Raw genomic sequence first — 14415 nt, forward strand, 5'->3', positions numbered from 1 at the left:
TCGTAAAGGGGGCTCAGCCCCCAAAGTATAACCAGCAAGCTGACGATGCGGCCTCGTGAGCCGACCACCGTCCTGTGTAACGCTCAGACTTGCCCATATTGTTGCCCATGACGCAGCCAGCGTTCCAGCAGCGGGCTGACATGTTGTGGCCAGTGCTCCAGCAGTGCCTGCGCCGCATCGCGAACCGCCGGCAGCAGGTCGGCATCACGCATCAGATCGGCTACCTTGAACTGCAGCAGGCCGGTTTGTCGAGTGCCGAGCATTTCTCCGGGGCCGCGCAGTTCCAGATCCTTTTCCGCGATGATGAAGCCATCACAAGTTTCGCGCATGATGCCCAGCCGCTCGCGACCGATCTGTGACAGCGGCGGGTGGTAGAGCAGCACGCAGTGGCTGGCAGCGCTGCCACGGCCGACTCGGCCACGTAGCTGGTGCAGTTGGGCCAGGCCGAGGCGCTCGGGATTCTCGATGATCATCAGGCTGGCGTTGGGGACGTCGACGCCCACCTCGATTACCGTGGTGGCCACCAGCAGTTGCAGTTGACCCTGTTTGAACTGATCCATCACCGCAGCTTTCTCGGCGGGCTTCATGCGCCCGTGGATCAGGCCGACCTGCTGGCCGACAAGAGCGGCCGCCAGATCCTCGTAGGTGGTTTCTGCCGCCTGGCAGGTCAGCTCCTCGGATTCTTCGATCAGCGTGCACACCCAATAGGCCTGACGGCCTTCGTTGCAGGCCGAACGCACTCGCTCTACCACTTCGAAGCGACGGCTGTCGGCGACCAGCACGGTGTTCACCGGCGTGCGGCCTGGCGGCAGCTCGTCGAGGATCGAGGTGTCCAGATCGGCGTAGGCACTCATCGCCAGCGTGCGCGGGATGGGGGTGGCAGTCATGATCAGCTGGTGTGGGCAGAGGCGGCCACCCACACCTTTCTGGCGCAGAGCCAGGCGTTGCTGCACGCCGAAACGGTGTTGTTCGTCGATGATCGCCAGGGCCAGGTTGCGAAAGCGCACCTCTTCCTGGAACAGCGCGTGGGTACCGACCACCATGGGCGCACCGGCGGCGATCTGCTCCAGGGCGGCGACACGCGCCTTGCCCTTCAGCTTGCCGGCCAGCCAGGCGGTTTCCAGGCCCAGTGGCTGCAACCATCGTGTGAAGTTGAGGTAATGCTGTTCGGCGAGGATTTCCGTGGGTGCCATCAGCGCGACCTGGTAACCGGCTTCGATCGCCTGCAACGCGGCGAAAGCCGCGACCACGGTCTTGCCGGCACCGACGTCGCCCTGCACCAGGCGCAGCATCGGCTCGCCCTGGCTCAGGTCGTAGGCGATTTCCGCGCCGACCCGTTGCTGTGCGCCGGTGGGGTTGAAGCCGAGGTTGGCAAGGAACTGCTTCGGCAACTTTTGTGCGACAGGCAGCGCAGGTGCCCGCTGAGCGCGAGCGCTTTCTCGCAGGCGCTGCATCGACAACTGATGGGTGAGCAGTTCTTCGAAGGCCAGCCGGTGCTGGGCCCAATGACGGCCTTCGGCGAGCTCCTCGAGGTCGGCATCCGGTGGCGGACGGTGGAGGTAGCGGATTGCCTGATCCAGCGGCGCCAGCTGATAGTCGTCGGCCAGCTCGCGGGGCAGCCAGTCCGGCAGGCTGCGCGGGCCGAGCCGGGCCAGAGCCTGTTCGCTGAGCTGGCGCAGGCGCTGCTGGGTGAGGCCCTCGGTGGTCGGGTAGATCGGCGTCAGCGTCTGCTCCACGGTGACCGATTCGCCGCCGGATAGCGCGCGGTACTCCGGGTGGTAGATTTCCAGGCCGGAGGAGCCGGGGCGCACCTCGCCATAGCAGCGCACCTGGGTGCCACGTTTGAGGCCTTCCTTTTGCGCATTGCTGAAATGGTAGAAACGCAGGCTGAGCGTGCCGCTGCCATCGTTCAGGCGTACCAACAGGCTGCGGCGCCTGCCCATGACCACGTCGGCCCCCGCCACCACGCCCTCGACCACCGCATCCTGGCCTGGCCGCAAGGCACCGATGGGCACGATGCGGGTGCGATCCTGGTAGCGCAGTGGCAGGTGGAAAAGGATGTCCTGCAGGGTTTCCAGGCCAACCTTGGCGAGTTTCTCCGCCAAGGCCGCGCCAACGCCTTTGAGATCGGTGACGGAGATCGTCGACAGCTCGCTCATCGCTGCCCTCAGACGCTGCGGGGCAGTGGTTTGGCGACCGAGCACAGGCGGATGGAGTCAGCCAGCACCTCAATGGCCTTGGGCCGCGGGAAACTGGCGCGCCAGGCGATGGCCACGGTGCGGAAGGGCGCCGGTGGGCTGAGCGGGCGTACTTCGATCACGCCGGGGGCGTAGTGGTGGCTGTCTACCGCCGAGAACGGCAGGATCGACACACCGAGCCCGGAGGCGACCATGTGGCGGATGGTTTCCAGGGAACTGGACTCCACCGTGGTGTGCTTGGCCTGTTCCTCGCCCTTGCGCAGGGTCGGGCAGGCTTCCAGCACCTGGTCGCGGAAGCAGTGGCCCTCACCGAGCAGCAGCAGGCTCTTGTCGTTGAGCAGCTTGGTATCGATGGTCTTCATCGCCGTCCAGGGGTGATCCGCCGGCAGCAGCGCGTAGAAGGGCTCGTCATACAGCGGCAAGGTCAGCACGTCGGCTTCCTGGAAGGGCAGGGCGACGATGATCGCGTCCAGCTCGCCGGTGCGCAGCTTGTCGCGCAGCACATGGGTGAAGTTTTCTTCGATATACAGCGGCATCTGGGTGGCCACGCGGTGCAGCTGCGGGATCAGGTGCGGGAACAGGTAAGGGCCGACGGTATAGATGGCGCCGATCTTCAACGGTGCCGCCAGCTGGTTCTTGCCGGCCTGGGCCAGTTCGCGGATGCCCTGGGCCTGCTCCAATACCTTCTGCGCTTGAGTGACGATGCCTTCGCCGACCGGAGTCAGGCGCACCGCGCTCTTGCTGCGCTCGAAAATCAGTACGCCCAGCTCGTCTTCGAGCTTCTTCACGCCGACCGACAGGGTAGGCTGGCTAACGTGGCAGCGCTCCGCGGCTCGGCCGAAATGTTGTTCCTGAGCGAGCGTCACGATGTAGCGCAGTTCAGTGAGGGTCATAGTCTTAGTCCATTGAGATGCAGCCAAGCATAGCCGCTGTCTTCCATGTAACCAACCACTGAGGTTGCCCGGATACGTGTCTGCGGGGCGGATGTTGCAGGAGGGGAAGGGGTTCGAGGTATCCGCCCCGGCTTTCTGGCCGGGGCGGATATCGATGCGCATCAGCGACCGCGGCCGCGCTCCAGCGAGTAGATGAACGGCGCGACGATTTCCACGCTGCCATCCTTGAGCATTTCCGCTGGCGGTTTCGGCAGCGGCTGCGCGCGGCGGATCATCTGCAGCGTGGCCCGATCCAGGGAGGCGCTGCTGGATTTGCCGACCAGCGTGTACGACAGCACCATGCCATTGGCATCGACCACGAAGCGCAAGCGGTTGACGCCTTCAAGACCGCGGCGGCGCGCGTCTTCCGGGTAACGCTTGTACTTGGCCAAATGGGTGAGCAACTGGCTCTGCCAGGTGACTTCGGCCTTGCTGGGTGAGCTCACTGGCGCCTGCTGTGGCGCTGCCGGCTTGGCTTCGGCCGGTGCCGGAGGCGCGGGTGGCGCGTCTTCTGGCGGCTCGTCCTGAGGCTCCGGGGGCTTGGGCTCTGGTGGCTTGGGTTTCGGCGGCTTTGGTTTGGGCTTCGGCTTGGGTTTCGGCGGCGTCACCGCCAGCGTCGGCTTGGGTGCTTCGACCAGTTTCGGCTGAGGCTCGGGCTCCTCCGGAACGACTTCCGGTGGTGGTGGCGGAGCAGGCTTCGGCGCGGCTGGGGGCAGCGGTTCCAGTTCGACGATCATGGCGGCGGGCGGCAGCTCGATGGGCGTCGCCTGGGGCTGCCAGTACATGGCCCAGAGGAACAGGCCGATGTGCAGCCCAACCACGATGACCAGGCTACCGAACCAGGAGAACGTGCGGCTGGATTTCTTCATTGCGCGCCGACCGTCTCCAGGCCTACCAGGCCGATTTTCAGGTAACCGGTGCCGCGCAGGGTGTCCATGACTTCCATCAGGTCGCCATATTCAACGCCCTTGTCGCCGCGTACGAAGATGGTCTTGTCCTTGTCATTCTGCGTCAGCTTGTCCAGCGCCGCGCCGAGCACGGCCGGCTGTACCTCGTCGTTGTCGAGGAACAGCTTCTTGTCTTCCTTGATGCTCAGGTAGATGGGCTTGTCCGGCCGTGGCGCCGGCTTGGCGCTGGAGGCGGGCAGGTCGATCTTCACGTCGACGGTGGCCAGCGGCGCGGCGACCATGAAGATGATCAGCAGCACCAGCATCACGTCGATGAAGGGCGTGACGTTGATCTCGTGGTTTTCCTGGAGATCGTCGCCGTTTTCGTTGAGATGAAGACCCATGGCCTTAACCCGCCTTGACCATGTGAGGCTGCTGAGTGCGATCGCTGTTCGGCAGCATGTCCAGATCACGACTGACCAGCAGCAATACCTGGGCGGAGGCATCGGCTACCTGTGCCTTGTAGGCGCTGATCGAACGCGAGAAGGCGTTGTAGATGATGACGGCCGGAATCGCGGCAACCAGGCCCAGAGCGGTAGCCAGCAATGCTTCGGCGATACCGGGGGCGACCACGGCGAGGTTGGTGGTCTGGGTTTTGGCGATACCGATAAAGCTGTTCATGATGCCCCACACGGTACCGAACAGGCCGACGAACGGCGCGGTGGAACCGATGGTGGCGAGTACGCCGGTGCCCTTGCTCATGTCACGGCCACAGGCGCCGACCAGGCGCTCGAGACGGAAGCTGACGCGCTCCTTGATACCTTCCTTCTCGCGGCTGGTGGCCGAGAGTTTCAGTTCTTCGCGGGCGTCTTCGAGGAGGATTTCGCTGAAACTGTGCTTGGCGCGGGCCTGCTCGCTGGCCTGGGCCAGATTGCGGGCACCTTTCAACTCGACGATTTCACGGCTCAGACGACGGCGGGCGGTAACCAGCTCGATGGTCTTGGCGATCCAGATGGTCCAGGTCAGGATCGAAGCCAGTACCAGGCCGATCATCACGGTTTTGACCACCACGTCGGCGCCTTGATACATGCCCCATGGGGACAGATCGTGGAATACCGCTTCTGCTTCGGCGGCCGGATCTTGGCTCAGTGCCTGGGCATCGGCGCTCTGCTGGGCGGCGAGGGCCTGCTGCAGTCTTTCGGCATCCTGCGGCGCGATATCGTTTTCGCTGAAGAACTGCTGGCGCGCTTCGCTGAGCTGTTCCGGCGTGGCCTGAGGGCCCAGTGCTTCTAGCTTTTCGCCCAGGGCATCGACCTGTGCCGTGGCCTCAGGCGACAGCGGTTCGGCTTGCACTTGGGGGGCGTCGGCAGGCTGTTCGCCATTGGCGGGTGCCTGCTGCGCGCTTGCGGCTGGTTCGGCTGGCGCGGTGACCGATTGATCGGCGAAACTCGCGGTCGGCGCCAGCGTCAGGCTGAGCAGCAGTGCGAGGAGCGCGCCGAGGCGTTGCGGCCGAGCGACGACGATGGTTGGCTTAGCGCTATGGGCGGTAGAGTTCATGCTTGCCGGACCTAAGTGTGATGACGGTGACCTGCACAGGCGAAGCGCTGCGCGGCAAAAAAGGCTGAACATTATTGCAAGTAATTCTTGTTTATGAAAGCGATAACGTAACTGTATTACATTCAGGTCGTCGTATTAGAGCGTCCGCCGAGGGACAGAGGGGCAGTGATGAAAACAGTTGCAAGCGTGATGATCGCCGGGTGCGGGGATGTCGGAAGTCGCCTGGCCGTGCGTCTGCGTGACGCGGGCTGGCAGGTCTACGGCATGCGCCGGACGGTGTCCGAATTGCCCGAAGGCATCCTGCCGGTGGCTGGGGATCTGCACGAACCAGGTTGTCCCGACCAGTGGCCGCTGGGTGATCTGGATTATCTGGTGTATAGCGCGGCCGCCTCGCAGCACGATGAACCCGGCTATCGGCAGGCGTACGTCGACGGTCTGCGCCATGTGCTGAACTGGCTGCAATCCCGTGGGCAGCGCCCGAAGCGTCTGCTGTTCGTCTCCAGTAGTGGCGTATACGCCCAGGCGGATGGCGAGTGGATCGACGAAACCTCGCCTGCACGGGCGCAGAGCTACTCGGGTCGGGTGATGTGCGAGGCCGAACAGGTGGCCTGGAGCAGTGATATCCCGGCAACCGTGGTGCGCCTGACGGGTATTTATGGGCCGGGCCGCGAGTGGCTGCTCAAGCAGGTGCGCATGGGCTACCGCGTGTCGGTCGAGCCGCCGCTCTACGGCAATCGCATTCACGCCGATGACGCGGCAGGGTTGCTGGCGTTTCTGCTGCAGGCCGAGTCGGCAGGCGAGCCGCTGGATGACTGCTATATCGGTGTCGATGACGAACCGGCGCCGCTGCATGAAGTAGTGGGCTGGTTGCGCCAGCGGCTCGGGGTCGAGCATTGGGCGGAAGAGTCGGCCGTGCGCCGCTCCGGCAGCAAGCGCTGCAGTAACGCGCGGGCGCGGGCGTTGGGCTGGTCGCCGCAGTATCCCAGCTATCGCGAGGGCTATGCCGCGGTGTTGCGCGAGGGGTGAGGCAGGCCGCCCGGAGTGTGCGCTCCGGGCGTGAACCGTGGTCAGTCGATGACCAGGATGCCGTCCATCTCTACCTGTGAGCCCTTCGGCAGGGCGGCCACGCCAATGGCGGCGCGGGCAGGATAGGGCTGCTGGAAGTAGCGGCCCATGACTTCGTTGACGGTGGCGAAGTGGGAGAGATCGGTGAGGAAGATGTTCAACTTGACCACGTCCTTGAACGAGCCGCCGGCTGCCTCGATGACCGACTTGAGGTTCTCGAACACCTGCACGGTCTGCGCTTCGAAACCTTCCACCAGTTCCATCGTCTTTGGATCCAGCGGGATCTGCCCGGACAGGTAAACGGTATTGCCGGCCTTGATGGCCTGGGAATAGGTGCCGATGGCGGCTGGGGCTTTATCGGTGTTGATGACGGTCTTGCTCATAAGGGCTCCTTGGTGAAGATGCGCGAGGCGCATCGGTCATGGCTGGCCTGAGCGAGTCGGTCAGGCCTTGACGCGGGTGATGCGCATGACGCCGGGCAGGGTGCGCAGCTTCTTGATCACCCGGGCCAGGTGTACGCGATCGTGCACGCTGACCACCAGTTGTACCACGCTGACGCGCCCGTCGCGTTCGTCCATGCTGATCTTTTCGATGTTGCCGTCGGCGGCATTGACGCTGCCGGCCAGCAGGGCAATAAGGCCGCGCTGGTGCTCCAGCTCGACGCGCAGTTCGACATTGAACTCGCCCGTCACATCCTTGGCCCAGGACAGCTGGATGCATTTTTCCGGGTTGTGGCGTACTTCGCTGATATTGCGGCAGGTGTCCATGTGCACAACCATGCCCTTGCCGGCCGACAGGTGACCGACGATGGGGTCGCCGGGAATCGGCGTACAGCACTTGGCGTAGCTGAGCACCAGACCCTCGGTACCGCGAATGGCCAGCGGGCTTTCGGCGTTGGGCAGCTCCTCGCCCTCGCTGGCCAGCAGGCGGCGAGCGACCACGTAAGCCATGCGGTTGCCCAGGCCGATGTCCTCGAGCAGATCCTCGAAGGTCTCCAGGCGGTATTCGGTGAGCACCGCCTGCTGGCGCTCGGGCTGCAGCTTGTCCAGATGGCTTTCGAAGCTGGCCAGTACCTTGTTGAGCAGGCGTTCGCCGAGGTTGATCGACTCCGAGCGGCGCTGTTGCTTGAGGGCATGGCGAATATGGGTGCGCGCCTTGCCGGTGACCACGAAGTTCAGCCAGGCCGGGTTGGGGCGCGCGCCGGGAGCGCTGACGATTTCCACCGTGGAGCCGCTTTCCAGGGCCTGGGACAGCGGCGCGAGGCGGCGATTGATGCGGCAGGCGATGCAGGTGTTGCCGACATCGGTGTGCACTGCGTAGGCGAAGTCCACCGCCGTGGAGCCCTTCGGCAGCTCCATGATGCGACCCTTGGGCGTGAACACGTAGACCTCGTCCGGGAACAGGTCGATCTTTACGCTTTCGATGAATTCCAGCGAGTTGCCGGCGCGTTGCTGCATTTCCAGCACGCCCTTGACCCACTGGCGCGCGCGGGCATGGTTGCCCTTCGGCGTTTCATCTTCGTTGGATTTGTACAGCCAGTGCGCGGCGATGCCGTTGTTGGCCATCTCTTCCATCTCGCGGGTGCGAATCTGGATCTCGATGGGCACGCCATGCATACCGAACAGCGTGGTGTGCAACGACTGGTAGCCGTTGGCCTTGGGGATCGCGATGTAATCCTTGAAGCGGCCCGGCAGCGGCTTGTACAGATTGTGCACGGCGCCCAGGACGCGATAGCAGGTGTCGACCTTGTCGACCACGATGCGGAAGGCGTACACGTCCATGATCTCGTTGAAGGCCCGGCGCTTGCCGCGCATCTTCTGGTAGATGCTGTACAGGTGCTTCTCGCGGCCCATCACTTCGCCGCTCAGCCCCTCGCGCTCGAGGCAGTGCAGCAGCGACTCCTCGATGCGGGTGACGATTTCCTTGCGGTTGCCACGGGCGCGGCGCACGGCGGCGCGGATACGCTCGGAGCGCATCGGGTGCATGGCCTTGAAGCCGAGATCCTCGAATTCCACGCGCATGCTGTGCATGCCCAGCCGGTTGGCGATGGGGGCGTAGATTTCCAGGGTTTCCTTGGCGATACGCCGGCGTTTTTCGCCGGACAGCACTTCCAGGGTGCGCATGTTATGCAGGCGGTCGGCCAGTTTGACCAGGATCACGCGGATATCGCGGGCCATGGCCATGGCCATTTTCTGGAAGTTCTCGGCCTGGGCCTCGGCCTTGGTCTCGAAATTCATCTGGGTCAGCTTGCTGACCCCGTCCACCAGTTCCGCCACCGATTCGCCGAACTGCGCGTGCAGGGCTTCCTTGGCGATGCCGGTGTCCTCGATCACGTCATGCAGCATCGCGGCCATCAGGCTCTGATGATCCATATGCATGTCGGCGAGGATGCTGGCCACGGCCAGCGGATGGGTGACGTAGGCTTCACCGCTGCGGCGGCGTTGCCCGTCGTGCGCCTGTTCGGCGTAGAAGTAGGCGCGACGAACCAGGTTGACCTGTTCGTCACCCAGGTAGGTCGAAAGTCGATCGGCGAGGGCGTCTATGCTCGGCATGGGATGCTCCCTTGCCAGGCCTTGTGCACCTGCGACGTACGCTTTCGACCACGCATAGGCTTACAGAGGCTCGTTCGCCTCTTCGTCGAAGGCAGCGAACAGCGGCTCTTCTTCGATGATGTCTTCCTGAGCGACGATATCGGCATCTACCAGGCCGCTGGCGATTTCGCGCAGGGCGACCACGGTCGGCTTGTCGTTTTCCCACGCCACTTTAGGCTCTTTACCGCCGGTAGCGATCTGACGAGCGCGCTTGGTGGCGAGCATGACCAGCTCGAAGCGGTTATCGACGTTGTCCAGGCAATCTTCAACGGTAACGCGGGCCATGGTGTTCCTCGTAGCGAATGCAAAAATAAGCTGGGCCCAAATAAATGGGCGAGCGGACTGGATAGTCTAGCGCAGCTACAAGCTACAAGCTACAAGCTACAAGCTACAAGCTACAAGCTACAAGCTACAAGCTGAGGCGCCCCTCTGCTTTGCTCTTGCTTGCAACTTGAGGCTTGTAGCTTGTCGCTGTTTTCAGGCCAGCAGCTCGTTCAGCAATCCCAGGTGGCGCTGTTGCTGGGCCGGCTGCAGCAGTTGATTGGCGCGGAAGATCGACTTCAGGTCGCTGAGGGCGTGGGAGAAGTCGTCATTGATCACGATGTAGTCGTACTCGATGTAGTGGCTCATCTCGCTGACCGCTTCGCGCATGCGCTGCTCGATCACTTCGCCGCTGTCCTGGCCGCGGTTGGTCAGGCGGTGGCGCAGGGCTTCCTGGGTGGGCGGCAGGATGAAGATCGAGCGCGCCTGCGGCATCAGTCGGCGCACCTGTTCGGCGCCCTGCCAGTCGATTTCCAGAATCAGGTCGAACCCTTCCGCGAGGGTCTGCTCGACCCAGGCCTGGGACGTGCCGTAGAGGTTGCCGAAGACTTCGGCGTGCTCCAGGAAGGCATTCTTGTCGAGCATGGCGTGGAACTGCTCGCGAGCGACGAAGTGGTAGTTGACGCCGTCTGTCTCGCCCGGACGCATGGTGCGTGTGGTGTGGGACACGGACACGCGGATGCGCGGCTCGCTGTCGATGAGGGCTTTGACCAGGCTGGTCTTGCCGGCACCGGAAGGCGCAGAAACGATGTAGAGGGTGCCGGTAGTGGTGCTCATGGATCTGTCCTGAAACGGTTGGGTCGGGAGGTCGCGCAGCAGAGGCCGGGCGCCGATTATTCGATGTTCTGCACCTGTTCGCGCATCTGCTCGATCAACACCTTGAGGTTGACCGCCGCTTGAGTGCTGCGCGGATCGAAGGCCTTGGAGCCCAGGGTATTGGCTTCGCGGTTGAGTTCCTGCATCAGGAAGTCCAGGCGTCGGCCTGCCGCACCACCCGCCTTGAGCACGCGGCGTACTTCGCTGACGTGGGTGTTCAGGCGATCCAGCTCTTCGGCAACGTCGCTCTTTTGCGCCAGCATCACCAGTTCCTGCTCGAGGCGCTGGGGGTCGAGCTCGGCCTGCATTTCACGACAGCGCTCGAGAATCTTCTGGCGCTGCACGTCGAGCATCTGCGGCACCAGCTCGCGCAGGGCGGCCACTTCGTCCTGCATGCTGTCGAGGCGTTCGTTGAGCAGCTTGGCCAGCTCGGCGCCTTCGCGGCTACGGCCTTTCTTCAGCTCATCCAGGGCGCTGCCGAACAGGGCCAGGGCGGATTTATTGAGTGTCTGAGGGTCGCTGCTGTCGGCCACCAGTACGCCGGGCCATGCCAGCACTTCCAGGGCGTTGAGCGGAGCCGGCTGCTTGATCAGCGCGGCCACGCTTTCCGCGGCGGCGATCAGTTGCGTGGCCTTGTCGCGGTCGACCTGCAAGGGTTTGCCGGCGCTGTCTTCGGTGAAGCGCAGGGTGCATTCCACCTTGCCGCGCGACAGGCCCTGACGCAGCGCCTCGCGGATCGCGCCCTCGAGGTCGCGGAAAGCTTCCGGCAGGCGCAGATGGGGTTCGAGGTAGCGGTGGTTGACCGAGCGCAGCTCCCAGCTCAGGGTGCCGTTGGCACCTGCCTGCTCGGTGCGGGCGAAGGCCGTCATGCTGTGGATCATGCTGCTTACCTCGTGAAATTTTTCCGGTTTGGCGCGGGCCAAAGGCGGCGATTGTAGCGCAGTGCGGCGATGGCTCCCAATCGCGACCGTGATGGTCGGACGGGCGCGGTCGCGGCCAGACGGCAACAACCCCTATAATGCGCGGCAGATTCCCGATTCTATATAGAGCACGAGCAGGTATTCCTTGATGAAACGTCCCAGTGGCCGCGCGGCCGATCAGTTGCGCTCGATTCGCATCACCCGCAACTACACCAAGCACGCCGAAGGTTCGGTGCTGGTGGAGTTCGGCGATACCAAGGTGATTTGCACCGTCAGCGTCGAGCAGGGCGTACCGCGCTTCCTCAAGGGCCAGGGCCAGGGCTGGGTGACCGCCGAGTACGGCATGCTGCCGCGTGCTACCGGTGACCGCAATCAGCGTGAAGCGAGCAAGGGCAAACAGGGTGGTCGTACCCTGGAAATCCAGCGCCTGATCGGCCGCTCCCTGCGTGCCGCGCTGGACATGAGCAAGCTCGGCGAGAACACCTTGTACGTCGACTGCGACGTGATCCAGGCCGACGGTGGTACCCGTACCGCCTCGATCACCGGCGCCATGGTCGCGCTGGTCGATGCCCTCAAGGTGATCAAGAAACGTGGCGGCCTGAAAGGCGGCGACCCGCTCAAGCAGATGATCGCCGCCGTTTCCGTGGGCATCTATCAGGGCGAGCCGGTGCTCGACCTGGATTACCTGGAGGATTCGGCCGCCGAAACCGACCTCAACGTGGTGATGACCAGCGCCGGCGGCTTCATCGAAGTGCAGGGCACTGCCGAAGGCCAGCCCTTCCAGCCGGCCGAACTGAATGCCATGCTGGCCCTGGCGCAGCAAGGCATGACCGAGCTGTTCGCCTTGCAGCAGGCTGCCCTGGCCGAGTGACCGGCCGACGACCGAGGAGAGTCGCGATGTATGAGAGCAACCCGTTGACGCCCGCGCCCGAGCCCAGCAAGGAAGCGCGCCAGTGGGCGATGATCTGTCACTTCGCCGCGGCCCTCGGTTTCATCTTCCCCTTCGGCAACCTGATCGGCCCGCTGATCGTCTGGCAGATCAAGAAGGATCAGGATGCCTTCATCGACGAACAGGGCAAGGAAGCGCTCAACTTCCAGATCACCGTGGCCATTGCCGGCATCGTCTGCCTGCTGTTGATGCTGGTGCTGATCGGCTTCCTGCTGATGGGGCTGCTGTGCATCGGCGCCATCGTCCTGACCATCATCGCCGGTATCAAGGTGGGTGAAGGACGACCGTATCGCTACCCGTTCTGCTTGCGCCTGGTGAAGTGACGCGCCCCTTCGCCGCGATCAGGGGCGCTCCGGTGGGAGCCGCGCCCCATCTGGCGTGAACTGTGAACTGCTTCCGCGATGCGGGCTTTTGATGGCGAGGTGCCATGTGTTTTAATGCGCCGCTCTAGCAGCAGCGCTTGACACAGGGATGGAAACATGAATCTCCGCAAAGGGACTGCGGCCGTATGGCTTTGCCTGTCTTTTTTTCCACTGCTTGCCGATGCCCAGACGCCGGGGGATCAGGATCTTATCCGCGAGCGCCAGGAGCGCCTGTTGCAGGAGCAGCAGCGGCGCTTGCAGGAGCTGCAGCAGCTGCCGGGTCGCGAGGCAGACGCCCCCGCTGCGCCAACGCCAGGTGATGAGCGTTGCTTCGCGATCGAGCAGATCGAAATCAGTGGTGCCAGCTCGTTGTCCGAGGCTGACCGCTCGAGCATTCTCGCCCCTTTCGCCGACACCTGCCTGGGTGCCAGTCAGCTGAACCAGCTGCTCAAGGCCATTACGGATCACTACATCGATCGTGGTTATGTCACCACCCGCGCCTACCTGCCGCAGCAGGATCTGTCGGCGCGTACGCTGAAAGTGGTGGTGGTCGAAGGGTGCCTCGAAGGGCTGGACAGCTCCGCTCTGGCCAGTGATCGAGAGCTGGCGATGAGCTTTCCTGGCGAAGTCGGCGAGGTTCTGGATCTGCGAGAGCTGGAGCAGTTGGTCGAGAACCTCAATCGACTTCCCTCCCGTGCCGCTCAGCTTGAATTGATACCCGGCGAGCACGTGGGCGGCAGCCGTGTACAACTGCAGGGCGAGCGCAGCAAACCCTGGCACGCCAATCTCAATCGCCATAACGATGGCCAGCGCAGCACCGGTGAGCAGCAATGGGGTGCCGGCCTCGTCTGGGACAGCCCGCTCGGCCTCACCGACCAACTCAGCCTGCGCGCCTCGCGTGACGCGGTCAGCGACAGCTACCGGCACTCCCACAGCCAGAGCCTTTCCTACAGCCTCCCGTATGGGTGGTGGCGCTTCGACTACAGCTACAGCCAGAGCTATTACCGCACCCTCGGCCAGGGCAATGGCTTCGATTTCAAACAGGATGGCGACAGCCAGACCCACGCCCTGCGCGCCGAGCGCGTGCTGCACCGTGACAGCGTCAGCAAGACGGCGCTCAACCTGGGGTTGAGCCACGTGCGTTCGCGCAACTACCTGCTCGACAGTTTTCTGGAGCGATCCAGCCCCCACCTCACCGAGGCACAGCTGGGCGTCAACCATGGCCGCCGTATCGGCACGGCCTTCGTCAACCTCGATGCCGGCTGGCAGCGTGGCATCGGGTTGTTCGGCGCCCAGAGCAACGACAATGTCGGGCCTGACGACCCCATCGCGCGCTACAACAAATACAGCCTTACGCTGAGCTACCTGCAGCCGTTCAGGCTGTGGGAGGAAAGCTTCAGCTTCGACAGCCTGGTCACGGGGCAGAAAAGCGAAGACGTCCTGTACGGCCCGCAGCGCATCAGCCTCGGCGGCCTCAACTCGATACGGGCCTTCAAGGATCAGTCGCTGTCTGGCGACAGCGGCGCCTATTGGCGCAATCAACTGCGCTGGACACGGCCGGTCACGTTGCCAGCGCTGCAACCCTTCGTGCAGCAATACGGCGCCGCCCTGGCCTATGACCTCGGCGTGATCAGCCATGACCGCCACAACCCGGGCGCCAGCGGCCGTATGAGCGGCCATGCCCTGGAGCTCAGCGCTCGTGGCCAGCACCTTGCCACATCCGTGACCTTCGCCCACTCCCTGGAACGCCCCGATGTCATCGCCGAGCGCGAGCGGCCGGTGTATTTCCGCCTGGATATTTTCTTCTGATTTTGATG

14 protein-coding genes are annotated in these 14415 nt (G+C 63.8%); 4 read left to right on the forward strand and 10 right to left on the reverse strand.

Annotated features, from left to right (window positions below; genetic code table 11):
• Positions 1-83: 83 nt before the first annotated feature.
• The 5 genes from recG to exbB form a co-directional block, all read right to left on the reverse strand.
• Entirely contained in the window at positions 84-2159 is a 2076-nt protein-coding gene (recG, locus tag DNK06_RS10500) for an ATP-dependent DNA helicase RecG (protein ID WP_131179980.1), read from the reverse strand.
• 8 nt (positions 2160-2167) lie between these two features.
• The gene (locus DNK06_RS10505; protein ID WP_070880375.1) at positions 2168-3091 is read right to left on the reverse strand and encodes a hydrogen peroxide-inducible genes activator; all 924 of its coding nucleotides are present in this window, start codon (positions 3089-3091) and stop codon (positions 2168-2170) included.
• A 161-nt stretch (positions 3092-3252) separates the two neighbouring features.
• Complete coding sequence (locus DNK06_RS10510) at positions 3253-3999, reverse strand: energy transducer TonB (protein WP_131179981.1); 747 nt, start codon at positions 3997-3999, stop codon at positions 3253-3255.
• Positions 3996-4421: a TonB system transport protein ExbD gene (exbD, locus tag DNK06_RS10515; RefSeq protein WP_131179982.1), complete on the reverse strand. Its 426-nt coding sequence runs from the start codon at positions 4419-4421 to the stop codon at positions 3996-3998. Before exbD ends, DNK06_RS10510 begins: the two co-directional genes overlap by 4 nt.
• Before the next feature lie 4 nt (positions 4422-4425).
• Positions 4426-5574 (reverse strand): tonB-system energizer ExbB, encoded by a 1149-nt coding sequence (gene exbB / locus DNK06_RS10520; protein WP_131179983.1) that lies wholly within the window; start codon positions 5572-5574, stop codon positions 4426-4428.
• 168 nt (positions 5575-5742) lie between these two features.
• Between exbB and DNK06_RS10525 the strand changes: the two genes are divergently transcribed.
• Positions 5743-6600 (forward strand): SDR family oxidoreductase, encoded by an 858-nt coding sequence (locus DNK06_RS10525; protein ID WP_131179984.1) that lies wholly within the window; start codon positions 5743-5745, stop codon positions 6598-6600.
• Positions 6601-6641: 41 nt separating this feature from the next.
• Here the strand turns inward: DNK06_RS10525 and DNK06_RS10530 are convergent, their stop codons facing one another.
• From DNK06_RS10530 to DNK06_RS10550, 5 genes are all read right to left on the reverse strand, one after another.
• Entirely contained in the window at positions 6642-7022 is a 381-nt protein-coding gene (locus DNK06_RS10530) for a RidA family protein (RefSeq protein WP_131179985.1), read from the reverse strand.
• A gap of 60 nt (positions 7023-7082) precedes the next feature.
• Positions 7083-9191: a bifunctional GTP diphosphokinase/guanosine-3',5'-bis pyrophosphate 3'-pyrophosphohydrolase gene (gene spoT / locus DNK06_RS10535; RefSeq protein ID WP_131179986.1), complete on the reverse strand. Its 2109-nt coding sequence runs from the start codon at positions 9189-9191 to the stop codon at positions 7083-7085.
• Between the two features lie 60 nt (positions 9192-9251).
• Positions 9252-9515 carry a DNA-directed RNA polymerase subunit omega gene (rpoZ, locus tag DNK06_RS10540; protein ID WP_131179987.1) on the reverse strand — a complete coding sequence of 88 codons (264 nt, stop codon included), beginning with the start codon at positions 9513-9515 and terminating at the stop codon, positions 9252-9254.
• 192 nt (positions 9516-9707) lie between these two features.
• A complete protein-coding gene (gene gmk, locus DNK06_RS10545) occupies positions 9708-10328 on the reverse strand; it encodes a guanylate kinase (RefSeq protein WP_131179988.1) in 621 nt (206 codons plus the stop codon).
• A gap of 56 nt (positions 10329-10384) precedes the next feature.
• Positions 10385-11248, reverse strand: a complete 864-nt coding sequence (locus DNK06_RS10550; protein ID WP_131179989.1) for a YicC/YloC family endoribonuclease — start codon at positions 11246-11248, stop codon at positions 10385-10387.
• Positions 11249-11435: 187 nt separating this feature from the next.
• Here DNK06_RS10550 and rph point away from each other — a divergent pair, with 187 nt between their 5' ends.
• The 3 genes from rph to DNK06_RS10565 all read left to right on the forward strand — a co-directional run bounded on the left by rph (position 11436) and on the right by DNK06_RS10565 (position 14407).
• Entirely contained in the window at positions 11436-12158 is a 723-nt protein-coding gene (gene rph, locus DNK06_RS10555) for a ribonuclease PH (RefSeq protein ID WP_131179990.1), read from the forward strand.
• Positions 12159-12184: 26 nt separating this feature from the next.
• On the forward strand, positions 12185-12559 hold the full coding sequence (locus DNK06_RS10560) for a DUF4870 domain-containing protein (RefSeq protein ID WP_131179991.1): 375 nt from the start codon (positions 12185-12187) through the stop codon (positions 12557-12559).
• Between the two features lie 156 nt (positions 12560-12715).
• Positions 12716-14407 (forward strand): ShlB/FhaC/HecB family hemolysin secretion/activation protein, encoded by a 1692-nt coding sequence (locus DNK06_RS10565; RefSeq protein WP_131179992.1) that lies wholly within the window; start codon positions 12716-12718, stop codon positions 14405-14407.
• The last annotated feature ends 8 nt before the right edge of the window (positions 14408-14415 follow it).

The organism is Phytopseudomonas daroniae (assembly GCF_004327285.1).
GTDB lineage: Bacteria > Pseudomonadota > Gammaproteobacteria > Pseudomonadales > Pseudomonadaceae > Aquipseudomonas > Aquipseudomonas daroniae.

Coding starts and splice junctions, on each gene's coding strand:
- recG (WP_131179980.1), bottom strand. CDS start 2,159: ATGAGCGAGCTGTCGACGATCTCCGTCACCGATCTCAAAGGCGTTGGC.
- DNK06_RS10505 (WP_070880375.1), bottom strand. CDS start 3,091: ATGACCCTCACTGAACTGCGCTACATCGTGACGCTCGCTCAGGAACAA.
- DNK06_RS10510 (WP_131179981.1), bottom strand. CDS start 3,999: ATGAAGAAATCCAGCCGCACGTTCTCCTGGTTCGGTAGCCTGGTCATC.
- exbD (WP_131179982.1), bottom strand. CDS start 4,421: ATGGGTCTTCATCTCAACGAAAACGGCGACGATCTCCAGGAAAACCAC.
- exbB (WP_131179983.1), bottom strand. CDS start 5,574: ATGAACTCTACCGCCCATAGCGCTAAGCCAACCATCGTCGTCGCTCGG.
- DNK06_RS10525 (WP_131179984.1), top strand. CDS start 5,743: ATGAAAACAGTTGCAAGCGTGATGATCGCCGGGTGCGGGGATGTCGGA.
- DNK06_RS10530 (WP_131179985.1), bottom strand. CDS start 7,022: ATGAGCAAGACCGTCATCAACACCGATAAAGCCCCAGCCGCCATCGGC.
- spoT (WP_131179986.1), bottom strand. CDS start 9,191: ATGCCGAGCATAGACGCCCTCGCCGATCGACTTTCGACCTACCTGGGT.
- rpoZ (WP_131179987.1), bottom strand. CDS start 9,515: ATGGCCCGCGTTACCGTTGAAGATTGCCTGGACAACGTCGATAACCGC.
- gmk (WP_131179988.1), bottom strand. CDS start 10,328: ATGAGCACCACTACCGGCACCCTCTACATCGTTTCTGCGCCTTCCGGT.
- DNK06_RS10550 (WP_131179989.1), bottom strand. CDS start 11,248: ATGATCCACAGCATGACGGCCTTCGCCCGCACCGAGCAGGCAGGTGCC.
- rph (WP_131179990.1), top strand. CDS start 11,436: ATGAAACGTCCCAGTGGCCGCGCGGCCGATCAGTTGCGCTCGATTCGC.
- DNK06_RS10560 (WP_131179991.1), top strand. CDS start 12,185: ATGTATGAGAGCAACCCGTTGACGCCCGCGCCCGAGCCCAGCAAGGAA.
- DNK06_RS10565 (WP_131179992.1), top strand. CDS start 12,716: ATGAATCTCCGCAAAGGGACTGCGGCCGTATGGCTTTGCCTGTCTTTT.